At 71.1% G+C, this 16,424-nt stretch carries 12 protein-coding genes; 7 read left to right on the top strand and 5 right to left on the bottom strand.

The genetic code is table 11. The features are described from left to right. Positions 1–30 precede the first annotated feature (30 nt). From MLE18_RS10510 to MLE18_RS10495, 4 genes are read left to right on the top strand one after another with little or no spacing between them, the layout of a single operon-like run. Positions 31–885 (top strand): radical SAM protein, encoded by an 855-nt coding sequence (locus MLE18_RS10510; protein WP_243438755.1) that lies wholly within the window; start codon positions 31–33, stop codon positions 883–885. After that, positions 882–2,078 carry a radical SAM protein gene (locus MLE18_RS10505; protein WP_243438754.1) on the top strand — a complete coding sequence of 399 codons (1,197 nt, stop codon included), beginning with the start codon at positions 882–884 and terminating at the stop codon, positions 2,076–2,078. Before MLE18_RS10510 ends, MLE18_RS10505 begins: the two co-directional genes overlap by 4 nt. After that, positions 2,066–2,845, top strand: coding sequence for a class I SAM-dependent methyltransferase (locus MLE18_RS10500; protein ID WP_243438753.1), 780 nt, complete (start codon positions 2,066–2,068; stop codon positions 2,843–2,845). Before MLE18_RS10505 ends, MLE18_RS10500 begins: the two co-directional genes overlap by 13 nt. Further along, on the top strand, positions 2,842–3,945 hold the full coding sequence (locus tag MLE18_RS10495; RefSeq protein ID WP_243438752.1) for a glycosyltransferase family 2 protein: 1,104 nt from the start codon (positions 2,842–2,844) through the stop codon (positions 3,943–3,945). Before MLE18_RS10500 ends, MLE18_RS10495 begins: the two co-directional genes overlap by 4 nt. Here the strand turns inward: MLE18_RS10495 and MLE18_RS10490 are convergent. Both MLE18_RS10490 and MLE18_RS10485 read right to left on the bottom strand, forming a co-directional pair. Next, the gene (locus MLE18_RS10490; RefSeq protein WP_243438751.1) at positions 3,902–5,134 is read right to left on the bottom strand and encodes a radical SAM protein; all 1,233 of its coding nucleotides are present in this window, start codon (positions 5,132–5,134) and stop codon (positions 3,902–3,904) included. The genes MLE18_RS10495 and MLE18_RS10490 overlap by 44 nt on opposite strands. Continuing rightward, complete coding sequence (locus tag MLE18_RS10485) at positions 5,131–5,928, bottom strand: glycosyltransferase family 2 protein (protein ID WP_243438750.1); 798 nt, start codon at positions 5,926–5,928, stop codon at positions 5,131–5,133. Before MLE18_RS10485 ends, MLE18_RS10490 begins: the two co-directional genes overlap by 4 nt. A gap of 88 nt (positions 5,929–6,016) precedes the next feature. On the opposite strand from MLE18_RS10485, the gene MLE18_RS10480 reads away from it, so the two are divergent. Then, a complete protein-coding gene (locus MLE18_RS10480) occupies positions 6,017–7,036 on the top strand; it encodes a Gfo/Idh/MocA family protein (protein ID WP_243438749.1) in 1,020 nt (339 codons plus the stop codon). Between the two features lie 67 nt (positions 7,037–7,103). Next, a complete protein-coding gene (locus tag MLE18_RS10475; RefSeq protein WP_243438748.1) occupies positions 7,104–8,231 on the top strand; it encodes a DegT/DnrJ/EryC1/StrS family aminotransferase in 1,128 nt (375 codons plus the stop codon). Here MLE18_RS10475 and MLE18_RS10470 read toward each other — a convergent pair. The 3 genes from MLE18_RS10470 to MLE18_RS10460 form a co-directional block, all read right to left on the bottom strand. Continuing rightward, positions 8,228–9,202 (bottom strand): NAD-dependent epimerase/dehydratase family protein, encoded by a 975-nt coding sequence (locus tag MLE18_RS10470; RefSeq protein ID WP_243438747.1) that lies wholly within the window; start codon positions 9,200–9,202, stop codon positions 8,228–8,230. The two genes, MLE18_RS10475 and MLE18_RS10470, sit on opposite strands and share 4 nt — an antisense overlap. A 161-nt stretch (positions 9,203–9,363) precedes the next feature. Next, a complete protein-coding gene (locus MLE18_RS10465; protein WP_243438746.1) occupies positions 9,364–11,304 on the bottom strand; it encodes a hypothetical protein in 1,941 nt (646 codons plus the stop codon). A gap of 198 nt (positions 11,305–11,502) precedes the next feature. After that, positions 11,503–15,096, bottom strand: coding sequence for a DUF748 domain-containing protein (locus tag MLE18_RS10460; RefSeq protein ID WP_243438745.1), 3,594 nt, complete (start codon positions 15,094–15,096; stop codon positions 11,503–11,505). 88 nt (positions 15,097–15,184) lie between these two features. Between MLE18_RS10460 and MLE18_RS10455 the strand changes: the two genes are divergently transcribed. Further along, entirely contained in the window at positions 15,185–16,387 is a 1,203-nt protein-coding gene (locus tag MLE18_RS10455; RefSeq protein ID WP_243438744.1) for an NAD(P)/FAD-dependent oxidoreductase, read from the top strand. The last annotated feature ends 37 nt before the right edge of the window (positions 16,388–16,424 follow it).

The following is a 16,424-nucleotide window of genomic DNA, read 5'->3' as shown; positions in this document are numbered from 1 at the left end:
CGCGCACACCGCCACCAGAGAGCCTCTCGCATGATTGCCATCCGCGACATGATGATCATCCAGATCGACATCACCAACGCCTGCGTGAACAGTTGCTCCAACTGCACGAGGCTCATAGGCCACCACCGCAAGCCTTTTTTCATGGAGTTCGACATGTTCACGCGCGCCGTGGACTCCCTGGCGGACTTCCCCGGCATGGTGGGCATGATCGGCGGCGAGCCCCTGCTGCACCCCGAGTTCCCACGCATGGCCCGTTACCTCCAGGAGCGCATCGAGGACCCCAAGCGCCGGGGCCTGTGGTCCACCGTGCCGGAGGGCACCCGCCACGGCGCGCTCATCCGGGAGGTGTTCGGCAATCTGTACCTGAACGACCACACCGTGGACAAAATCATGCATCAGCCCGTGCTGGTGGCCGCAAGCGAGGCCGTGCCCGACCCGGCGCGCATGTGGAGCCTCATCGACGAGTGCTGGGTGCAGAAGTGCTGGTCGGCCTCCATCACGCCCAAGGGGGCCTTCTTCTGCGAGGTTGCCGCCGCCTTCGACATGCTCTTCGACGGCCCGGGCGGCTGGCCCGTGGAGCCCGGCTGGTGGCTGCGCGAACCCCACCAGTTCGGCGACCAGAAGGAGCGCTGGTGCCCGCGCTGCGGCTGCGCCGTGCCCCTGCCCCGCCGGGCCAGCACCGAGCAGGTGGACGACGTGAGCCGGGGCAACCTGGCCGAGCTCGAGCGCATGGCCTCCCCCAAGGTGCGCAAGGGCCGCGTGGCCCTGTACCGGGGCGAACAGGCCGAGGACTGGAACCCGCACCACAACTGGTACATGTCCGAGGTGGAGGGCGAGGCCCAGTACCGCGAACGCATCGCCAAGCGCCTGGACGCCACCGAATGAGCACCGGTTTTTCGACAACCACGCGGCGCGTGCGCACCCGCAGGGGCGTCGTCTGGCTGGGCCAGACCTGCAACCTGCGCTGCCGGTTCTGCTATTTTCAGACGCGCGTGGCCACGAGGGAGCACCCCGACCACCCCTTCATGAGTCTGGAGAAGGCCCGCGCCATCTGCTCCACCCTGCGTGGCCACTACGGCAACACCGCTGTGGACATCCAGGGGGGCGAGCCCACCATCTACCCGCGGATCGAGGCCCTGGTGGCCCACTGCCGGGAGATCGGCCTGCTGCCCACGCTCATCACCAACGCCGTGGCCATGGACGACCCGCAGCGCTGCCGCCGCCTCAAGGAGGCGGGCCTGCGCGACCTGCTGGTCTCCGTGCACGGGCTGGGCGCGGCCTACGACGAGGCCGTGGGCCTGGCCGGGGCGCACGCCCGGCAGATGAAGGCCCTGGACAACCTGGCCGCCGAGGCCATCCCCTTCCGGCTCAACTGCGTGCTGGCGGCCTCTGTGCTGCCGGACCTGGCGGCCATCGCCCGCCTGGCCGTGGAACGCGGGGCCAGAGTGATGAACTTCATTGCCTTCAACCCCTTCGAGGACCAGCAGGGTGGACGAACCGGGCAGGACGTGCCCCGCTACTCCGAGGTGGCCGGGCCGCTGGCCGACGCCCTGGACTTCCTCGAGGAAAACGGGCTGGAGGCCAACGTGCGCTACCTGCCCCTGTGCGCGGCCAAGCCCCGCCACCGCAAGAACTTCTACAACTTCCAGCAGCTGCCCTTCGACCTGCACGAGTGGGACTACGCATCCTGGTCCTGGTCGGGGCGCAACCCGCAGCGCCGCAAGGACGGTGATCTGGAGCCGCCCATCACCCTGCGGGAGGCCAACCACCGCTCGAAGCTGTTCGGCCACGAGGGATACCTGGCCGATCCCTCCGTGAGCGTGGAGGACGAATACCGCCACAGCGCGCTCATCCGCGCCAGGGAGCACTGCGGCTACTCATTCGCACCGGCCTGCCAAGCCTGCGCCCTGAAGGACATCTGCGACGGCTTCCACGGGGACTACTCCGGCTTGTATGGGGCGGGCGAGGCCCACGCCCAGGAGCTGACGGACTTCTCCGGCCCGGCGGGCGACCCCCGCCGCTTCATCCGCGAGCAGGTGAAGATCGTGGAGGATGAGGACGCGTCATGGGCGCTCTAGCCGGGCACATCCAGCCGGGCCACCCCTGCCCGGTCTGCGCTGCTGAGGCAACAGCCGCCCCGCCCAACCGGCACGGCCGGGTTGTGGCCGGATGCGCGGCCTGCGGGCACCATTTCGTGCTCAACCCCTGGAGCGAGGCCGAGGTCCGCTCCTTCTACCAGGGCATGGAGTATTTCCGGAAGAACTGCGCCCACCAGGGCATCGCCTCCATAGAGGACGACGCGGCCTGGCAGGGCTGGACCGCCCACCGCCTAGGCCAGCTTGAGCGCCTGCTGCTGCCCCGCCTGGGGCCGGGGCCGCTGCGCATCCTGGAGGTGGGCTGCCTGGAGGGCCGCGTGCTCCAGGGCCTGGCCCGACTTGGGCACAACGTGTCCGGCTGCGACGTCAACGCAGAGGTGGCCGCCCTGGGCGCGCGCCTCTTCGGGCTGGACATCCGGCCGGGTTCGCCCGAGGAGTGCGGCTTCGCGCCCGCGAACTTCGACGCGGTGATCTCCTTCCACACCCTGGAGCACCTGCGCGACCCCTTCGCGGCGCTGGACTGCCAGCGGGAGCTGCTGCGCCCGGGCGGCGCGGTCTTCCTGGAGGTGCCCCTGAACGAGCCGGACCACGACAACCGCGACCACCTGCACTTCTTCAGCGAGGCATCCCTGGGGCATGCCCTGCGCAAGCTGTTCACGGGAGTGGAGACCGAAGCCAACGTCTTCGCCGACGCCTCGGGCCGGGCCATCGGGTCCGCCCTGGCGCTGGCCTTCAAGGATGCGCCATGACCGCCGGCACGACGCCCTTCGCCCAGATCCCCGCCCTGCCCCCCGCCTTGGAGGACGCCCGCCTCACCAACGCCGGGATCGCCCCGCCCAAGGTCACCGTGCTGGTGACCAGCTACAACTACGCGCCCTACGTGCTGGAGTGCCTGCGCTCCGTGGCCCGCCAGACCTACCCCGAGTGGGAGTGCGTGGTGGTGGACGACCGCTCCACGGACGGCTCGGCGGAGATCATCGAGGCCTTCGCGGCATCGGAGGAATCTCGCGGCCGTTTCCGGATGGTGCGCCGCACCGAGAACGGCGGGCAGATGGAGGCCTTCAAGGACGGCCTGGCCCTGGCCACGGGAGCCCTGGTGGTGCTGCTGGACGCGGACGACGTGCTCCTGGAGGATTTCCTGGAGGCCCACGTGCGCGCCCACCTGGGGCGCAGGCCCGTGGCCTTCACCAGCTCCAACCAGTACCAGATCGACGGGGCCGGGCGCGTGCTCAGCGCCGAGCACCTGGACCACCAGTCCAAGGGGTTCTATCGCCTGGTCTCGCGCACCACGTTCCAGCGGGGCTTCTGGGTCTGGGCCACGGCCAGCTCCATGATGTACCGCGCCGACGTGCTGCGCCTGATCCTGGAGCATCAGCCCCGCACCTTCCGCATCTGCGCGGACTACTACGTGGCCCATTTCGCCAACCTCATCGGCTGCTCCCTGCTCATCCCGTCCATCCACGGCTGCTACCGCCGCCATGGGGAGAACAACTTCGGCTCCAACCCGGTGCTGGGCGCGCTCAACTCCGTGGGCTGCATGAGCAAGCACCCGCCCCACCCCGAGTTCCGCAAGGCCATCATCGAGCACGTGCTGGCCAACAGCGCGCGCTTCCTGCCCATCCTGGGCGGGCCGGGGCTTCGGGTGCTGGTGTGGAAGGTGGCGACGCTCAAGGCGTTCGGCGAGGTGCTGCGCAAACGGCCGGACCTGTTCCCCGGCCCGGCCTGGAAGGCCTGGGCGGGCTATCTGCGTTTCAGGATTTCGCGCTGGCGGCGCGACAGGTCGCCCTGGCCCGACAAGCTGGAGATCATCGCGCCGGAAGAGGCGGAACCTGGGCGGCCAGCCCCCTGACGAAGGCGCGCATGTCCGCCTGCTGGGCCAGCTTCACGGCGAAGGCCGGGGCGTAGTCCAGGCGCGCGCGTAGCAGCGGCCCGGAGAGCGCCGCCTCGGCGAAGGGGCGCAGTTCGGCGTCGCCGTACCGCTCAAGGTAGGCGGGGTCCAACCCGTCGCAGGCTGGGCGGGCGGCGCAGGACGCGCACGGCCCGGCGAAGAGCTTGAAGCGTTTGCCGCGCTGGCCCGTGGCGCGCACCCCGTGCTGCAGCGCCTCGTCCAGGGGGGAGACGGCGTGCTCCGGGCGCACGCCGTCGGCTGGCAGCTCGATGGCCTTGGCGCAGTAGGCGGGCTCGCGCTCGATGTTGCAGGCCCGGTTGCGCCACTCGCTGGGGTCGAAGGGCAGGCCCAGCACGCCCACCACGTGGCGCTCAAGCCCCGGGAAGGCGCACAGCGGAGCGAAGCGGATGTTCACTGCAACACCCGCCTCCGTGAGGATCTCCACGGCTTCGGCCAGCTTCGGGGCGATGTCGCGGTAGGGGGCCTGCACCCCGGCGGCGCGTCCAGTCGCGGACCACTCGTGGTAGGCATTGAACAGGATGAAATTGTGCGCCCAGACCCCGCGAGAGGCCGCCAGCCTGGCGATGTCGGGCAAAAGCGGCGCGCTGCCGCTGAAGACCACGGTGTTGGCCCCGTACTGCACGCCCCGGCGGTCCAGCTCGCGCATGGCCCGCAGCTGGCGCTTGAGGCTGCCGCCGGTGAAGTCCTTGAAGGAGTCCTCGTCCGCGGCGTGGAGAGAGAACAGGAAGTCCGTGAGCCCGGCGTCCAGCAGGTCGTCAAGCAGGTACTTGCCGCAGGCCGCGCCGGGCCGCGCCAGCAGCTGGCCCAGGGTGATGACCCGCCCGGCCAGGCCCAGTTCGGCGCACCCGTGGCGGATGATGGCGGTCAGCTCCGGGTGCAGGGTGGGCTCGCCCCCGGTGACGTCGAAGCGCACGAAGCCCTGCTCCTTGAAGAGCGTGAGGATTTCGCGGCAGTCCTCGGCGGAACGCAGCGGCGCGCCGCGCAGGGGCGCGAACTGCTCCACCGCCCCCCCGTGGAAGGAGTAGTAGCAGAAGCGGCAGGAGTGCACGCAGCGCAGCCCCAGATCAAGCACGCCGGAAAGCGCGGGCTGGCCCGGCGTGTGGAGCATGTGGTGCGGCGTAAGGCTCACTTCGTGCCCGCCATGTGCCTGCGGGCCTCCAGCGCCAGCCGTTTGGATTCGCCGATCAGGCGGCTCCAGTTGGAGGGCGCGTGGATGTCCACCTGGCGTTGGGCATGGTCGCGCACGGCCATGAGCGCCTTGGGCACGTGGACGAATTTGGCCCCTCCCAGGGCGAAGCGCTGGAAGAGGTCGTGGTCGTGGGCCAGCAGGGCCTCGTCGTAATAGCCGAAGCGCTCGTGCAGCTCCCGGCGGTAGAGCTTGCAGTTGCCGCAGAGGTACCAGTCCGCGAAGCTGCGCTCGAAGCTGTAGTCCGGCAGGTCGAAGCGGCGCGTGACCCGGAAGGCGTCGTCCACGATGAGCATGTCGGCGTAGGCGAAGTCCGCCCGGGCTCTGGCCGGTGCCTCGTCCAGGGCGCGGGCCAGCTCGGAGAACATGTTCGCCATGCACCAGTCGTCCGCCGGGACGTAGCTCACGGCCTGGCCCGTGGCGGCGGCCATGCCGGTGTTCAGGGCGGCGGCCAGGCCCCGGTTGCGGCCGTGTTCTATCACCCGCAGGCTGCGCCCCGCCTTGGGGTAGCGCGGATGATGCGCGCGCTCCAGGGTGTCGGTCTCGGGGATGTAACGGCTGGCGTAGGAGGCCTCGTCCTGCTCCAGGGCGCGGCGGTATTCGGCGAGCACCCAGGGGGTGTCGTCGGTGGAGCCGTCCTCCACCACGATGATTTCAAGGTCGGGGTGGTCCTGGAACCAGAGGGAGTCCAGGCAGGCGGCCAGGTAGCGCCCCTGGTTGTAGGCGGGGACGACCACGGATATCCTCAAGGCGGCGCCTGGTTCTGCGGGCTTCATGCGCCGCAGTGTTAAGCAAGGCCCGCCGTGGCGGCAAGGAGTTTCAGGGATGAGCGGATCGTGGCCTCAATCTTCGCCCGGAGTGGGTGTTGTGGGCGCGGGCCAGTGGGGCCGCAACCTGGTGCGCGTGTTCCACGGGCTGGGCGCGTTGCGGGCGGTCTGCTCCAGGGATGCGGCGCACCTGGAGAGAGCGCGGGAGGCCTGCCCAGGCGTTTTCCTTTGCGCCAACATGGATGATCTGCTGGCCCGTCCGGACGTGCGGGCCGTGGCCGTGGCCACCCCCTCCGAGACGCACTACGCCCTGGCCCGGCAGGCCCTGCTGGCCGGGAAGCACGCCCTGGTGGAGAAGCCCCTGACCCTGCGCGAGGAGGATGCTCGGGAGCTTGTGGCCCTGGCCCGCGAACGCGGCCTGACGCTCATGGTGGGGCACCTGCTGCACTACCACCCGGCCTTCGAGCGTCTGAAGGCCCTCTGCGCCGCCGGGGAACTGGGCCGCATCGACTACATCTACTCCCACCGCCTGAACCTGGGCCGCATCCGGCGAGAGGAGAACATCCTCTGGTCCTTCGCGCCGCACGACATCTCCATGATCCTGGCCCTGGCCGGGGCCATGCCGCAGTCCCTGCTGGCCACGGGCGGGAGCTGGCTCCAGTCCGCCATCGCCGACGTCACCGTGACGCAGATGGACTTCGCCTCCGGGCTCAAGGGACACATCTTCGTCTCCTGGCTGCACCCCTACAAGGAGCAACGGCTGGTGGTTGTGGGCCAGGGCGGCATGGCCGTGTTCGACGACGGCCAGCCCTGGGAGGACAAGCTCCTGCTCTACCCCCACGAAATACGCTGGGACTCGGGCGCGCCCGTGCCGGTCAAGGCCGAGGCCGTCCGAGTGGATGTGGCCCCGGGCGAGCCTCTGTTGCGCGAGTGCGAGCACTTCCTGGAGTGCGTGGCCACCGGCGCCAGGCCGCGCACCGACGGCAAGGAGGGCCTGCGCGTGCTCACGGTGCTGGGCGCGTGCCAGCGTTCGCTCAACGCCGCCGGGGTCAGGGAAGCGATCGGGGAGGCGCGGTGATGGAATCCGCCGGATTGCGGCTCACGCCAAAGGCGAACCCCTTCGGCGGGGCGGCCGAGGAGAACCGATGATGGAGTTCAGCGGGCTCAAGGCCCAGCAGGAGCGCATACGCCCCCGGCTGGAGGCGGCCATACGCGCCGTGTTCGACCACGGGAAGTTCATCATGGGCCCCGAGGTGCGCGCACTTGAGGAGCGCCTTGCGGCGTTCGCGGGGGTGCGGCGCTGCCTGGGCTGCTCCTCGGGCACGGACGCCCTGCTCCTGGCCTTGATGGCCCTGGGCGTGGGTCCTGGCGACGCCGTGCTCACCACGCCCTTCACCTTCGTGGCCAGCGCGGAAGCCATCGCCCTGGCCGGGGGCACCCCGGTGTTCGCCGACGTGGACCCCGCCACCCGCAACCTGGACCCGGTGCGCCTGCGCGAGGCCCTGGACGCCCTGAAGCCGGGCCTGAATCCGGCTGCTGTCATCGCCGTGGATATTTTCGGCCTGCCCTGCGACTACCCGGCCCTGGAGGCCGCACTGGAGGGCACCGGCCTGCGCCTGATCGAGGACGCGGCCCAGAGCTTCGGGGCGGAGCTTGGCGGCGTGCGCGCCGGGGCCTTCGGGCATGTCGCCGCCACCAGCTTCTTCCCGGCCAAGCCCCTGGGGTGCTGCGGCGACGGCGGAGCCGTGTTCACGAATGACCCAACCCTGGCCGAATTGGTGGAGTCCCTGCGCGTGCACGGCAAGGGCGGCCACAAGTACGACAACGCGCGCATCGGGCTGAACGCCCGGCTGGACACGCTCCAGGCCGCGATCCTGCTGGTGAAGCTGGACATCTTCGAGGAGGAGCTGGCCCTGCGCGAGGCTGTGGCCACACGCTACGCCCGCAATCTGGGGGGCGTACCGGGCCTCGGGCTGCCACCGTCGCTCCCCGGAGCGCGCAACGCCTGGGCGCAGTACACCGTGGAGGTGCCGCCGCATGATCGGGACGCCGTGGCCCAGGCCCTCAAGGCCAAGGGCGTACCCACGGCGGTCTACTACCCGCGCCCCCTGCACCTGCAGCCCGCGTTCGAGCGCCTGGGGTACAAGCCGGGGGATTTCCCCGTGGCGGAAGGATTGTGCGAAAGGGTGCTCAGCCTGCCCATGCACCCGTATTTGGGGGATGACGAGGTGGATTTCGCCAGCGAAGTTCTGCGAGAGGCCCTGGAGGCCTAGCCGGAGCGGCCGTCCTTTTCACGAAGCCTTTCCCATGCGGCGCGCAGGCCATCCTCCAGCCTGGTCTCCGGCATGGGCAGACTGGTGATTCTGGAGCGGCTCATGTCCGCCCGGGAGTGGCGCAGGTCGCCCGGCCGCTCGGGCAAACTGATGATCTCCAGCCTGCGCCCGGATACCGCCGCCACGATCCCGGCCAGCTCGGCCACTGACGTGGCCCTGCCCGTGCCGTAATTGAACACCCCGCTCAGGGGTTCGCCCCCCGATGCTCCCGATGCATGCAACAGGGCCCGCACCACATCATCCACATACACGAAGTCGCGGGTCTGGCCCCCGTCGCCGCACACGGTGAAGGGCTCCCCGCGCAGGGCCGCGTCCAGGAAGCGCCGTACCACTCCGTCGTATGGGCCCGGATTGCCTTCGGTGGTTCCGTAGATGTTGAACAGCCGCAGCGCGCAGCCGTAGCCCGACTCCTCGATGGCCTTCGTGGACAGGAGCTTGGAGAGCCCATAGGGGCTTTGCGGCTCCCCGGCCATGTCCTCCCGGGCGGGGCCGTCCAGGGGCAGGCCGTATTCGGCCGCCGAACCCGCGAACACGAACGCGCCCACGCCGAGCCGCCTCGCCTCTTCGTGCAGGGCCAGCGTGGCCGCGCGATTCACGGCGTCGGTGTACTCTGGGTTCTCCACGGACCACGGCGCGCTGACCACGGCGGCCATGTGCAGCACCGCGTCGAAAGGCCCGTGCAGGGCGCTCAACTCGGCCAAAAGGCCGGATTCGCACACGTCGCGCTCGTGGAAGAAGAAGCGGGGGTCGCCCGCGAAGGGCTCGATGTTGCCGCGCAGGCCGGAGAAGAAATCATCCACCCCTGCCACGCGGCACCCGGCCGCCAGCAAGGCACTGCAGAGCCTGGAGCCGATGCTCCCGGCTGCTCCGGTGACAAGGACGCGGCGGCCAAGGGCTGGCTGGCGGTTCATGGCCGCCACTATAGCCCAAGAGGGTAAAATTGCCTAGTCCCGCACGGTTGCCGCCAGCTCCATGCCAGTGGAAAACATTCGCATGTTTTTCAATGGCAAATTCAATGGATTTCTGGTGTTGCCCAATGGCGCCACCTGTACGAATTTCGCAAACGCTTCCCCTAGGAGAAGTAGGCCCGCAGCAGGGCCATGAACCTGGGCCGTCGCAGGTAGGGACGCAGCCACGCGGCGCTGATGGCCACTGAGCCCTCGATCCACTGCGGACCCTTGCGGCTCTTGCGCGCCAGCCCGTGGCCGTGCATCCAGGCGCGCAGGGCGTCGCGCCCCGTGACAGGCCGCATGGGGCCGGTTTTGCCCTCCCGCAGCCCGGGCAGCGCGGCCACGGCCCTGGCCGTCTGCGTGTCCGGCTCGGCCAGGAAGGCGGCCAGGCTCTGGCGGGCCGTCTCCATCAAGGCCTGGAACCCAGCCTCGCTCCAGCCGCCGTCGGCGAAAGCCCTGGCGAAGGCCAGCGCGCCCTCCTGAATCTCACGGATCGCGTCCTGCCCCTGGGGCGGCTCCGCCAGCAGGGGCACGGCCTTGCCGCCCCCCGCCAGGCTGTAGCCCAGCACCCTGCCGTGGCTGGCGGGCGTGAAAGCCCGCTCCATGAGCGCCTGGTTGCGGAAGAGCATGGCCTCCAGCCCGCCCGGCGCGGCCTGCCCCGCGTGCTCGATGAACAAGGCCCGGTGCGCCCCCGCCTCCACCCGGCCGAGCCTGCGCCCGGCCAAGCCGAAGTACCAGCCCGCCACGTCCACGCCGCGCTCGGCCAGCACCGCCTTGAGCGCGCGCTGGGTGTAGAGCGTCCAACCCATGTCCGCCACGGCCAGCGTGGGTTCCTCCAGCGCGCCCTGCCCCTCCAGGTAGGCCAGCAGCACGGCGTGGGCCGCCTCGGCCTTGCGGCGCAGCAGCCCCCGCGCGTCGGGCGTGTCCAGCAGCCGCCAGAGCGCGTCGATGCCCTCGTCGTCCAGGGGCGCGTCGGAGAGCAGGGCCGGCATGCTCAGGCCAGAGGCCTGCAGCAGCTCCTCGGGCGTGAGCGAGAGCCTGGCCAGCAGGTCCGCCGGGCGTCTCGACTGCCCCTCGGCGGCCAGCCAGCCCAGGTCCGCCCGGCCGATGGCCGCCAGCAGCGGGGCCGTCCAGGCCGCCAGCGAGCCCATCAGGTAGCGCGGCTCCGGCCCGCCCGTGACCGGGTGCAGGGCCTTGGCGATGCGCCAGAGCACCTCGCCCTCGCGGGCCAGGAAATACAGCCGCTCCATCCCGCGCCGCCCTGCGTCGTCCATGACCCAGGCCACATACGCCGTAAGCGCCGGACCCACCACGCCGCAGGCGAAGGAGCGCAACGCGGCCAGCCCCTTGGCGGGATCGTCGCGCAGCCGGGCCAGGCGGCAGGCCGCGACCACGCGGGAGGCGTCGGGGGCGCAGTCGCGCTGGAGGCTCAGCAGGCGCTGTTCGTGCGGGGTGAGCCGCCCAGGTGCGAAGGGCTCCACGGCGATGCCCAGGGAACGGGGCACGCTCGCGTCCGCCGCCTTGTCGGCGCCCACGTGCAGCAGATCCTGCGCGGCGAAGCCCAGCGCCCCAAGGGCGTGGCTGAAGAGCGAGCCTTTGGCCTTGGTCTTGCCCAGGTCCCCGGCGGCGTAGACCTCCCCCGCGAACCCGTGGGACTCCAGCAGGCGGCGCAGCGCGGCCCCGGGCAGCAGGCTGTCCGTGACGTAGACCACGCGCTCCCCCCGCCGGATGTGGGCCCGCACCCGCTCCAGCACGGGCGGCACCGGGCGCACCGAGGCCAGGGCCAGCTCCAGCTCCGAGGCGTAGAGGGCCTCGGGGTCCAACTCCCATGGGTTGGCCTTGGGGAACCGCTCGTAGACCATGCCCAGCCCGGCGGCCTCCAGGCCGGGGCCCTGGCGGGCCTCCTGCTCGGCGGCAAGGCGCAGGCGCACGAACTCGTGCATGTCCTCGCGGGAGGGGCTGCCGGGCAGCACCCGCGCGGCCAGCGCGTAGAGCAGGTCCGTGGGACGGGCGTGGATGCGCGCCAGGCAGGTGTCGAAGATGGCGAATGAATAAACGGACAAGCGTGGAACTCCCTGGTTGTCTGGCCGGGCATCTGGCTCCGGGCGAGCGGCGAAGCTGGGCAATCACCGGCAAACGGCCGGGTTATCGATATCATGCCGCGCAGGGAAGCCTCCGGCGGGCAAAGGGCTATGCCCTCCGCACTCCCGCGCCGCTACGCACTTGGGCCCGCAGAACCACAGCCGCAGCCTAGTTCTTCCTCAGTTGCGCAGCCGCACCTCCGCCCTGCTCCCCGGCTGGCCCTGAACCTTGGGCGGTTTCGTGGCCTCGCCGGTTACAGGGAAGATCCGTTCGCCGGGCAGCTTGGCCTCGGTGGTCAGCAGCAGCCAGACCACCTCCATGCGCTTGCGGGCCAGATTGGCCCAGTCCTCCGCGCTGGGGGCGCGCGCGGGCTGTGCAGCCTGCTCCGCCTCCGTCGCGGGCTGCGGGGCAGGAACTTGAGCCTGCGCCTTCGCGCCCTTGGCGAGCTTGCCGCCCTTCTCGGCGGCAGGCTGGGGTGCCTGGCTCTTGGCCTGGGCTTGAGCCTGGGCCGCCAGAGCCTCGCCGTAGGCCGCCGCCTCCGTGGACGGGTCCACGTAGGTCATGATCTCCACGTTGAGCCTGGGCCTGCCAACCAACGCCCCGCCCAGGGAGGCGAGCGTCTTGCGGGCCTCGGGCGTGAGCTGGTCCGTGCCGGGCAAGAAGGGCGCGTAGGCCGTGCTGCCGCTGCTCCCGGCCACGTTGAGGAAGGCCAGGGGCGAGAACAGCACCTTGGCGAACGCACCCGCCATGGCCGTTGAGATCACGTCGCGCAGGTCCGCCTTGGCGGTTTCGGGCGCGCCCTTCACCGGGATGTCCAGGTCGATCACGCCCTTGCTGTCCGTGAGCAGGCTCACGGCCAGGTCCAGCGGGATGTCCTTCTGCCCGGGCTCCGTCGTCTTGCGCCCGAGCTGCAGCCCGCTGACCACGATCTTGTTCTTCAGGTCCAGGGTCTTGCCGTCGATCTTGTAGTCCAGGTTCAGGCCGAGCTTGCCGCGCGTGATGGGGAACCCCGTGTACTTGCGGCTCACCGGGGAGAGCTCGCCCAGGTCCAGCCCGTCCAGGGTGGACTTCATATCGAGGACCGGCGGGCCCGAGCCGCTCCAGCCCGCGTTGCCCTGGGCGCGCAGCTTGCCCGAATGCCCCACCTGGGCGCTGGCGTCCACGGCGGCTCGTGCACCGGGTTTGAGGCCCTTGAGCCCCACCTGGATGTCCTTCACGGTGAGGCTCAGGGGCTGGTCGAAGCCCTGCGGGTTCACGGTGACGCTGCCGCCGCGCAGCAGGAAGCTGGCCACGTCGTAACCGGGCAGCGCGCCGGAGGCCTTGGGGGCCGCGCCCTTCTCGGGGGCCTGAGCCGGGGTCTGGCCCTGGGCCTGCGCCTGAACCGCGAAGGGCAGGACGGGTTTGCCGTCCTTGTCCAGGGCCAGTTGCAGCACCGGAGTGTCCAGGATGACGGACTCGGCCTTGAAATCCGGCGGTGAGAGCTGGAAGGCGATCCCGGCCGCGCTCAACCCGGCCAGGGTCAGCCAGGGGGAGGCCTGCCCGGGCTGTGCCAGGCTCAAACCGGTGACGGATGCCCCGCCCGCGTAGGAGGCCGTGACCCCGCCCTTGCCCAGCGAGGCCTTGAGAGTGCCCTCGGCGCCTGCCTGCCCGGCCTGCACGATCACTGGCAGGCCCGGAGCGAAGCGCACGGCCTGGGCCAGGTCCACGCCGGAGAGCGCGAGCTTCGCGGCCAGGCCGAGCGTGTCCGAGACGCCGCCGGTGCCCACTCCGGTGAGCTCGCCCGAGACGTCGAAGGCCGCCTTCGTGTCGAAGGTGCCCTTGACCGCGAAGCCCACGGGCTTGTCCGCGGCCGCCCCCACATCCTTCAGGGTGAGGTCGGCCAGGTTCACGGCCAGGGAGGTCTTGGCCTGGTCGTCCTGCCAGGCGGCGGCCATGTCCGTGACGTGCAGCAGGCCCGCCGAGACGCGCCAGGGCTGTGCCGGGGCATGCGGGGTGGGCTGCGTCGCGGGCTGCGGTGCGTTCTGGGCGGGGGCCTGCACGGCCAGGGCCGCCAGCGCCGGGAAGCGCCCGTCCGCCGCGCGGGTCAGCGCGGCCGTCCCCCCGCCGAGCGCCACCTGGCCCACGGCCACGCGCCTGGCGGCGAGGTCCACGTCCAGCCCCGTGACCTTCAGGGTCTTGGCCTGCAGCAGCGGCGCGCCCTGCCCTTCGGCCTGCGCGCGCAGCCCTGACACGTCCAGCGAAGCCGAGACCGTCCCCGCCAGCTGTCCGGCCGCGTCCTTGAGCGTGAAGCTTGTCTTGTTCCCGGCCACCCCGGCCAGGGTCAGCTTGGGCAGGAGCCGCTTGAGCGTGGGCAGCTGCTTGCCGAAGTCGAGGCCTTCCAGGGTCAGCTCGCCGCTGAGGTCCAGAGGCAGGTACGCCCCCGCGAGCCGGGCCTGCAGCCGCTCGAACAGGTTGCTCCCCGCCTCCAGCCGGACCGACTCCACGCGCCCGGCTTGGGCGTCGAACCCGGTGAGCCCGATGCGGAGGTCCTGCAGCGTGGCGGTGAGGCCGAGCCCCGCGTCGCGGATCTCCACCCTGCCGTCGCGCAGCTCCGCCCCGGCGAGCTTGAAGCCCGGGGGGGCGCTCCCCGCCTCGCGGGCGGCCTCGGCCTTCTCGTCCTCCTGGCGGACCAGCTCCAGGGCTCCCAGCAGGCCCACGCGGCCCTGCTCGTCACGCGAGAGGCCCAGCACCGGTGAGGCCAGCACCAGGCGCTCCACCTCCACGCTGCCCACGGCGGGGTCCAGGGAGGCGCCCTGCACCTCGATGGTGTCCAGGCGCAGGAAGTTCTCGGCGTCCGCGCTGAGGCCCACGCCGGTAAGCTTGGCTTCGCCCTCCAGGCGTCCGGCCGCGCCGAACACCGCCCTGACCCGCAGGCCCGCGTCCGTCACGGCGAGGTCCATGGGCCGCTTGAGGGGCAGGTAGGGCGAGTAGCGCTTCAAGGAGAGGTTCTTGACGCTGAGTTTGGCCTCGGCCTGGGGCGGATCCGCGTAGAGGTCGGCGCGCACCGTGAGCAGCACGTCGGAGCCGTTGACCAGCCCCTCGGTGCTGAAGGCCTCGCGCAGGCCGCTCTGCCCGCTGCTGTAGGATTCGAGGTTGAAGCGCAGGTCGTCCACCTGGTGGCGAGTGCCCTTGAGCTCGTCCTCGAAGACCAGCGACCCCCCGGTGATGGAGACGTCGCTCACGGAGAACGACAACTCCGGGATGGTGAACTCCAGGGGGTTGCCGCGCGCCGGCTCGCCCCCGCGCGCCTCGGGCAGCAGGTCCGCGATGTTCAGCTCGCCCCCGGCGTCGCGGCCCACGCGCACGCTGGGTTTCTCCAGGTGCAGGCCGCGCACCAGGAGCCTGCCGCGCGCCAGGCTCAACGGCCCCACCTGAACGTCCAGCAGCTCGAAGGAGGCCAGGGGGTCGCCGCCCTTTTTGGAGGCCAGGCTGAACCCGCCGAGCCGGACCCTGCCGGTGAAGGGGTTCACGGAGATGCTGGCCAGCCTGATGTCGCGGCCCAGGGCGGCGGAAGCCTCCCGCTCCAGATAGCCCTTGAACACCAGGGGCAGCGCCACGGACCCCAGGAAGAGCACCAGCACCACGGCGTAGGCGCACCACAGCGCGGCCACGCCCAGGGCCCGGGCCACCCCGTAGAACTCGGGGCCGAGCCCCGGCAGCGGCGGCTCCGGGGATGAAGGCGAAGGCCGGACGTCGGACTCGGGCGCGTCGGAGGGCGTCGGTTCGTCGTTCATGGCCTCCATGTAGCACACGTCCCCGGTCGGCGGGAATGCTCCGGGGGGCGCTCTTGCATTTTTCCTCCCCCCCGGGCACATCCTGCGCATGGAACACGCGGATGTGGTCATCGTCGGGGCGGGCATCATCGGGCTGACCCTAGCCAGGGAGCTGCTCCCCACAGGAGCGAGCGTTCTGGTGATCGAGAAGGAGGACGCCGCCGGGCTGCACGCCTCGGGGCGCAATTCCGGCGTACTGCACGCGGGCATCTACTACGCGCCTGGCACGGCGCGGGCCGCCACCTGCCTGGCAGGCAACCGGCTGATGCGCGCCTACTGCAAGGAGCGCGGCCTGCCCCTGCTGGAATCCGGCAAGGTGATCGTTGCCTCCGACCTTGCCCAGCTCGACATCCTGCGCGCCCTGCACCGCCGCGCCCTGGACGCCGGGGCCGAGGTGAGCCTGGTGGACGAGGCCGCCCTGCGCGACATCGAACCCCACGCCCGCACCGTGGAGCAGGCCATCCACTCCCCGCTGACGGCCGTGGTGGAGCCCAAGGCCATCCTGCAAAGCCTGCTGGACGACCTGGCCGCCAGCCCGCGGGCCCGCGTGCGCTTCGGGGTGCGCGTGGAAGGCCCCGCGCCGGGCCGCGCCCTGCTGACCACCACCGGGCGCGTGGAGTACGGCGTGCTGGTCAACGCCGCCGGGGCCCACGCCGACACCCTGGCCCACGCCCACGGGCTGGGCCTGCGCTACATGCTGGTGCCCTTCAAGGGGCTGTACCGCAGCCTGGCCCCCGAGGCCGCGCGGCTGTGCCGGGGCAGCATCTATCCCGTGCCGGACCCGGACACCCCCTTCCTGGGCGTGCACTTCACCCGGGCGGTCTCAGGCCGGGTCCACCTGGGGCCCACGGCCATCCCCGCCTTCGGCCGTGAGAACTACGGCCTGCTGGGCGGCCTGGACGCCGAAGCGCCCAAATTCCTCTGGCAGGACGCCCTGCTCCTGGCCAGAAGCCCGGTCTTTCGCCGCGTGGCCCTCTCCGAGCCGCGCAAGTATCTGTTCCGCCACTTCTTCGCCGACGCGGCCCGCCTGGTGCCCGAGCTGCGCAGGGAGCATGTCCTCCCGAGCTCCAAGGTGGGCATCCGCCCGCAGCTCGTGGATACGCGGACAAATTCCCTGGTCATGGACTTCGTCACCGAGGAGGCCCCGGGCCAGCTGCACGTGCTGGGGGCCATCTCGCCCGCCTTCACCTGCTCGATGGCCCTGGCCCCCCTCCTCGCGGAGAAGGTCCAGGGCCTGGCGCGCGCCGTGTGACGTTCCGCCGGCGGAACGCCCTCTATGTCGAGGCGGC

The sequence above is a fragment of the Fundidesulfovibrio soli genome, assembly GCF_022808695.1.
Taxonomy (GTDB): Bacteria; Desulfobacterota; Desulfovibrionia; order Desulfovibrionales; family Desulfovibrionaceae; genus Fundidesulfovibrio; species Fundidesulfovibrio soli.
This window is presented reverse-complemented; position numbering and strand designations above follow the sequence as displayed.

What these genes read in the sequence shown, in the direction of transcription:
- MLE18_RS10500 (WP_243438753.1), top strand. Translation starts at nt 2,066, where the DNA reads ATGGGCGCTCTAGCCGGGCACATCCAGCCGGGCCACCCCTGCCCGGTC.
- MLE18_RS10505 (WP_243438754.1), top strand. Translation starts at nt 882, where the DNA reads ATGAGCACCGGTTTTTCGACAACCACGCGGCGCGTGCGCACCCGCAGG.
- MLE18_RS10470 (WP_243438747.1), bottom strand. Translation starts at nt 9,202, where the DNA reads ATGAACCGCCAGCCAGCCCTTGGCCGCCGCGTCCTTGTCACCGGAGCA.
- MLE18_RS10510 (WP_243438755.1), top strand. Translation starts at nt 31, where the DNA reads ATGATTGCCATCCGCGACATGATGATCATCCAGATCGACATCACCAAC.
- MLE18_RS10475 (WP_243438748.1), top strand. Translation starts at nt 7,104, where the DNA reads ATGATGGAGTTCAGCGGGCTCAAGGCCCAGCAGGAGCGCATACGCCCC.
- MLE18_RS10455 (WP_243438744.1), top strand. Translation starts at nt 15,185, where the DNA reads ATGGAACACGCGGATGTGGTCATCGTCGGGGCGGGCATCATCGGGCTG.
- MLE18_RS10480 (WP_243438749.1), top strand. Translation starts at nt 6,017, where the DNA reads ATGAGCGGATCGTGGCCTCAATCTTCGCCCGGAGTGGGTGTTGTGGGC.
- MLE18_RS10460 (WP_243438745.1), bottom strand. Translation starts at nt 15,096, where the DNA reads ATGAACGACGAACCGACGCCCTCCGACGCGCCCGAGTCCGACGTCCGG.
- MLE18_RS10495 (WP_243438752.1), top strand. Translation starts at nt 2,842, where the DNA reads ATGACCGCCGGCACGACGCCCTTCGCCCAGATCCCCGCCCTGCCCCCC.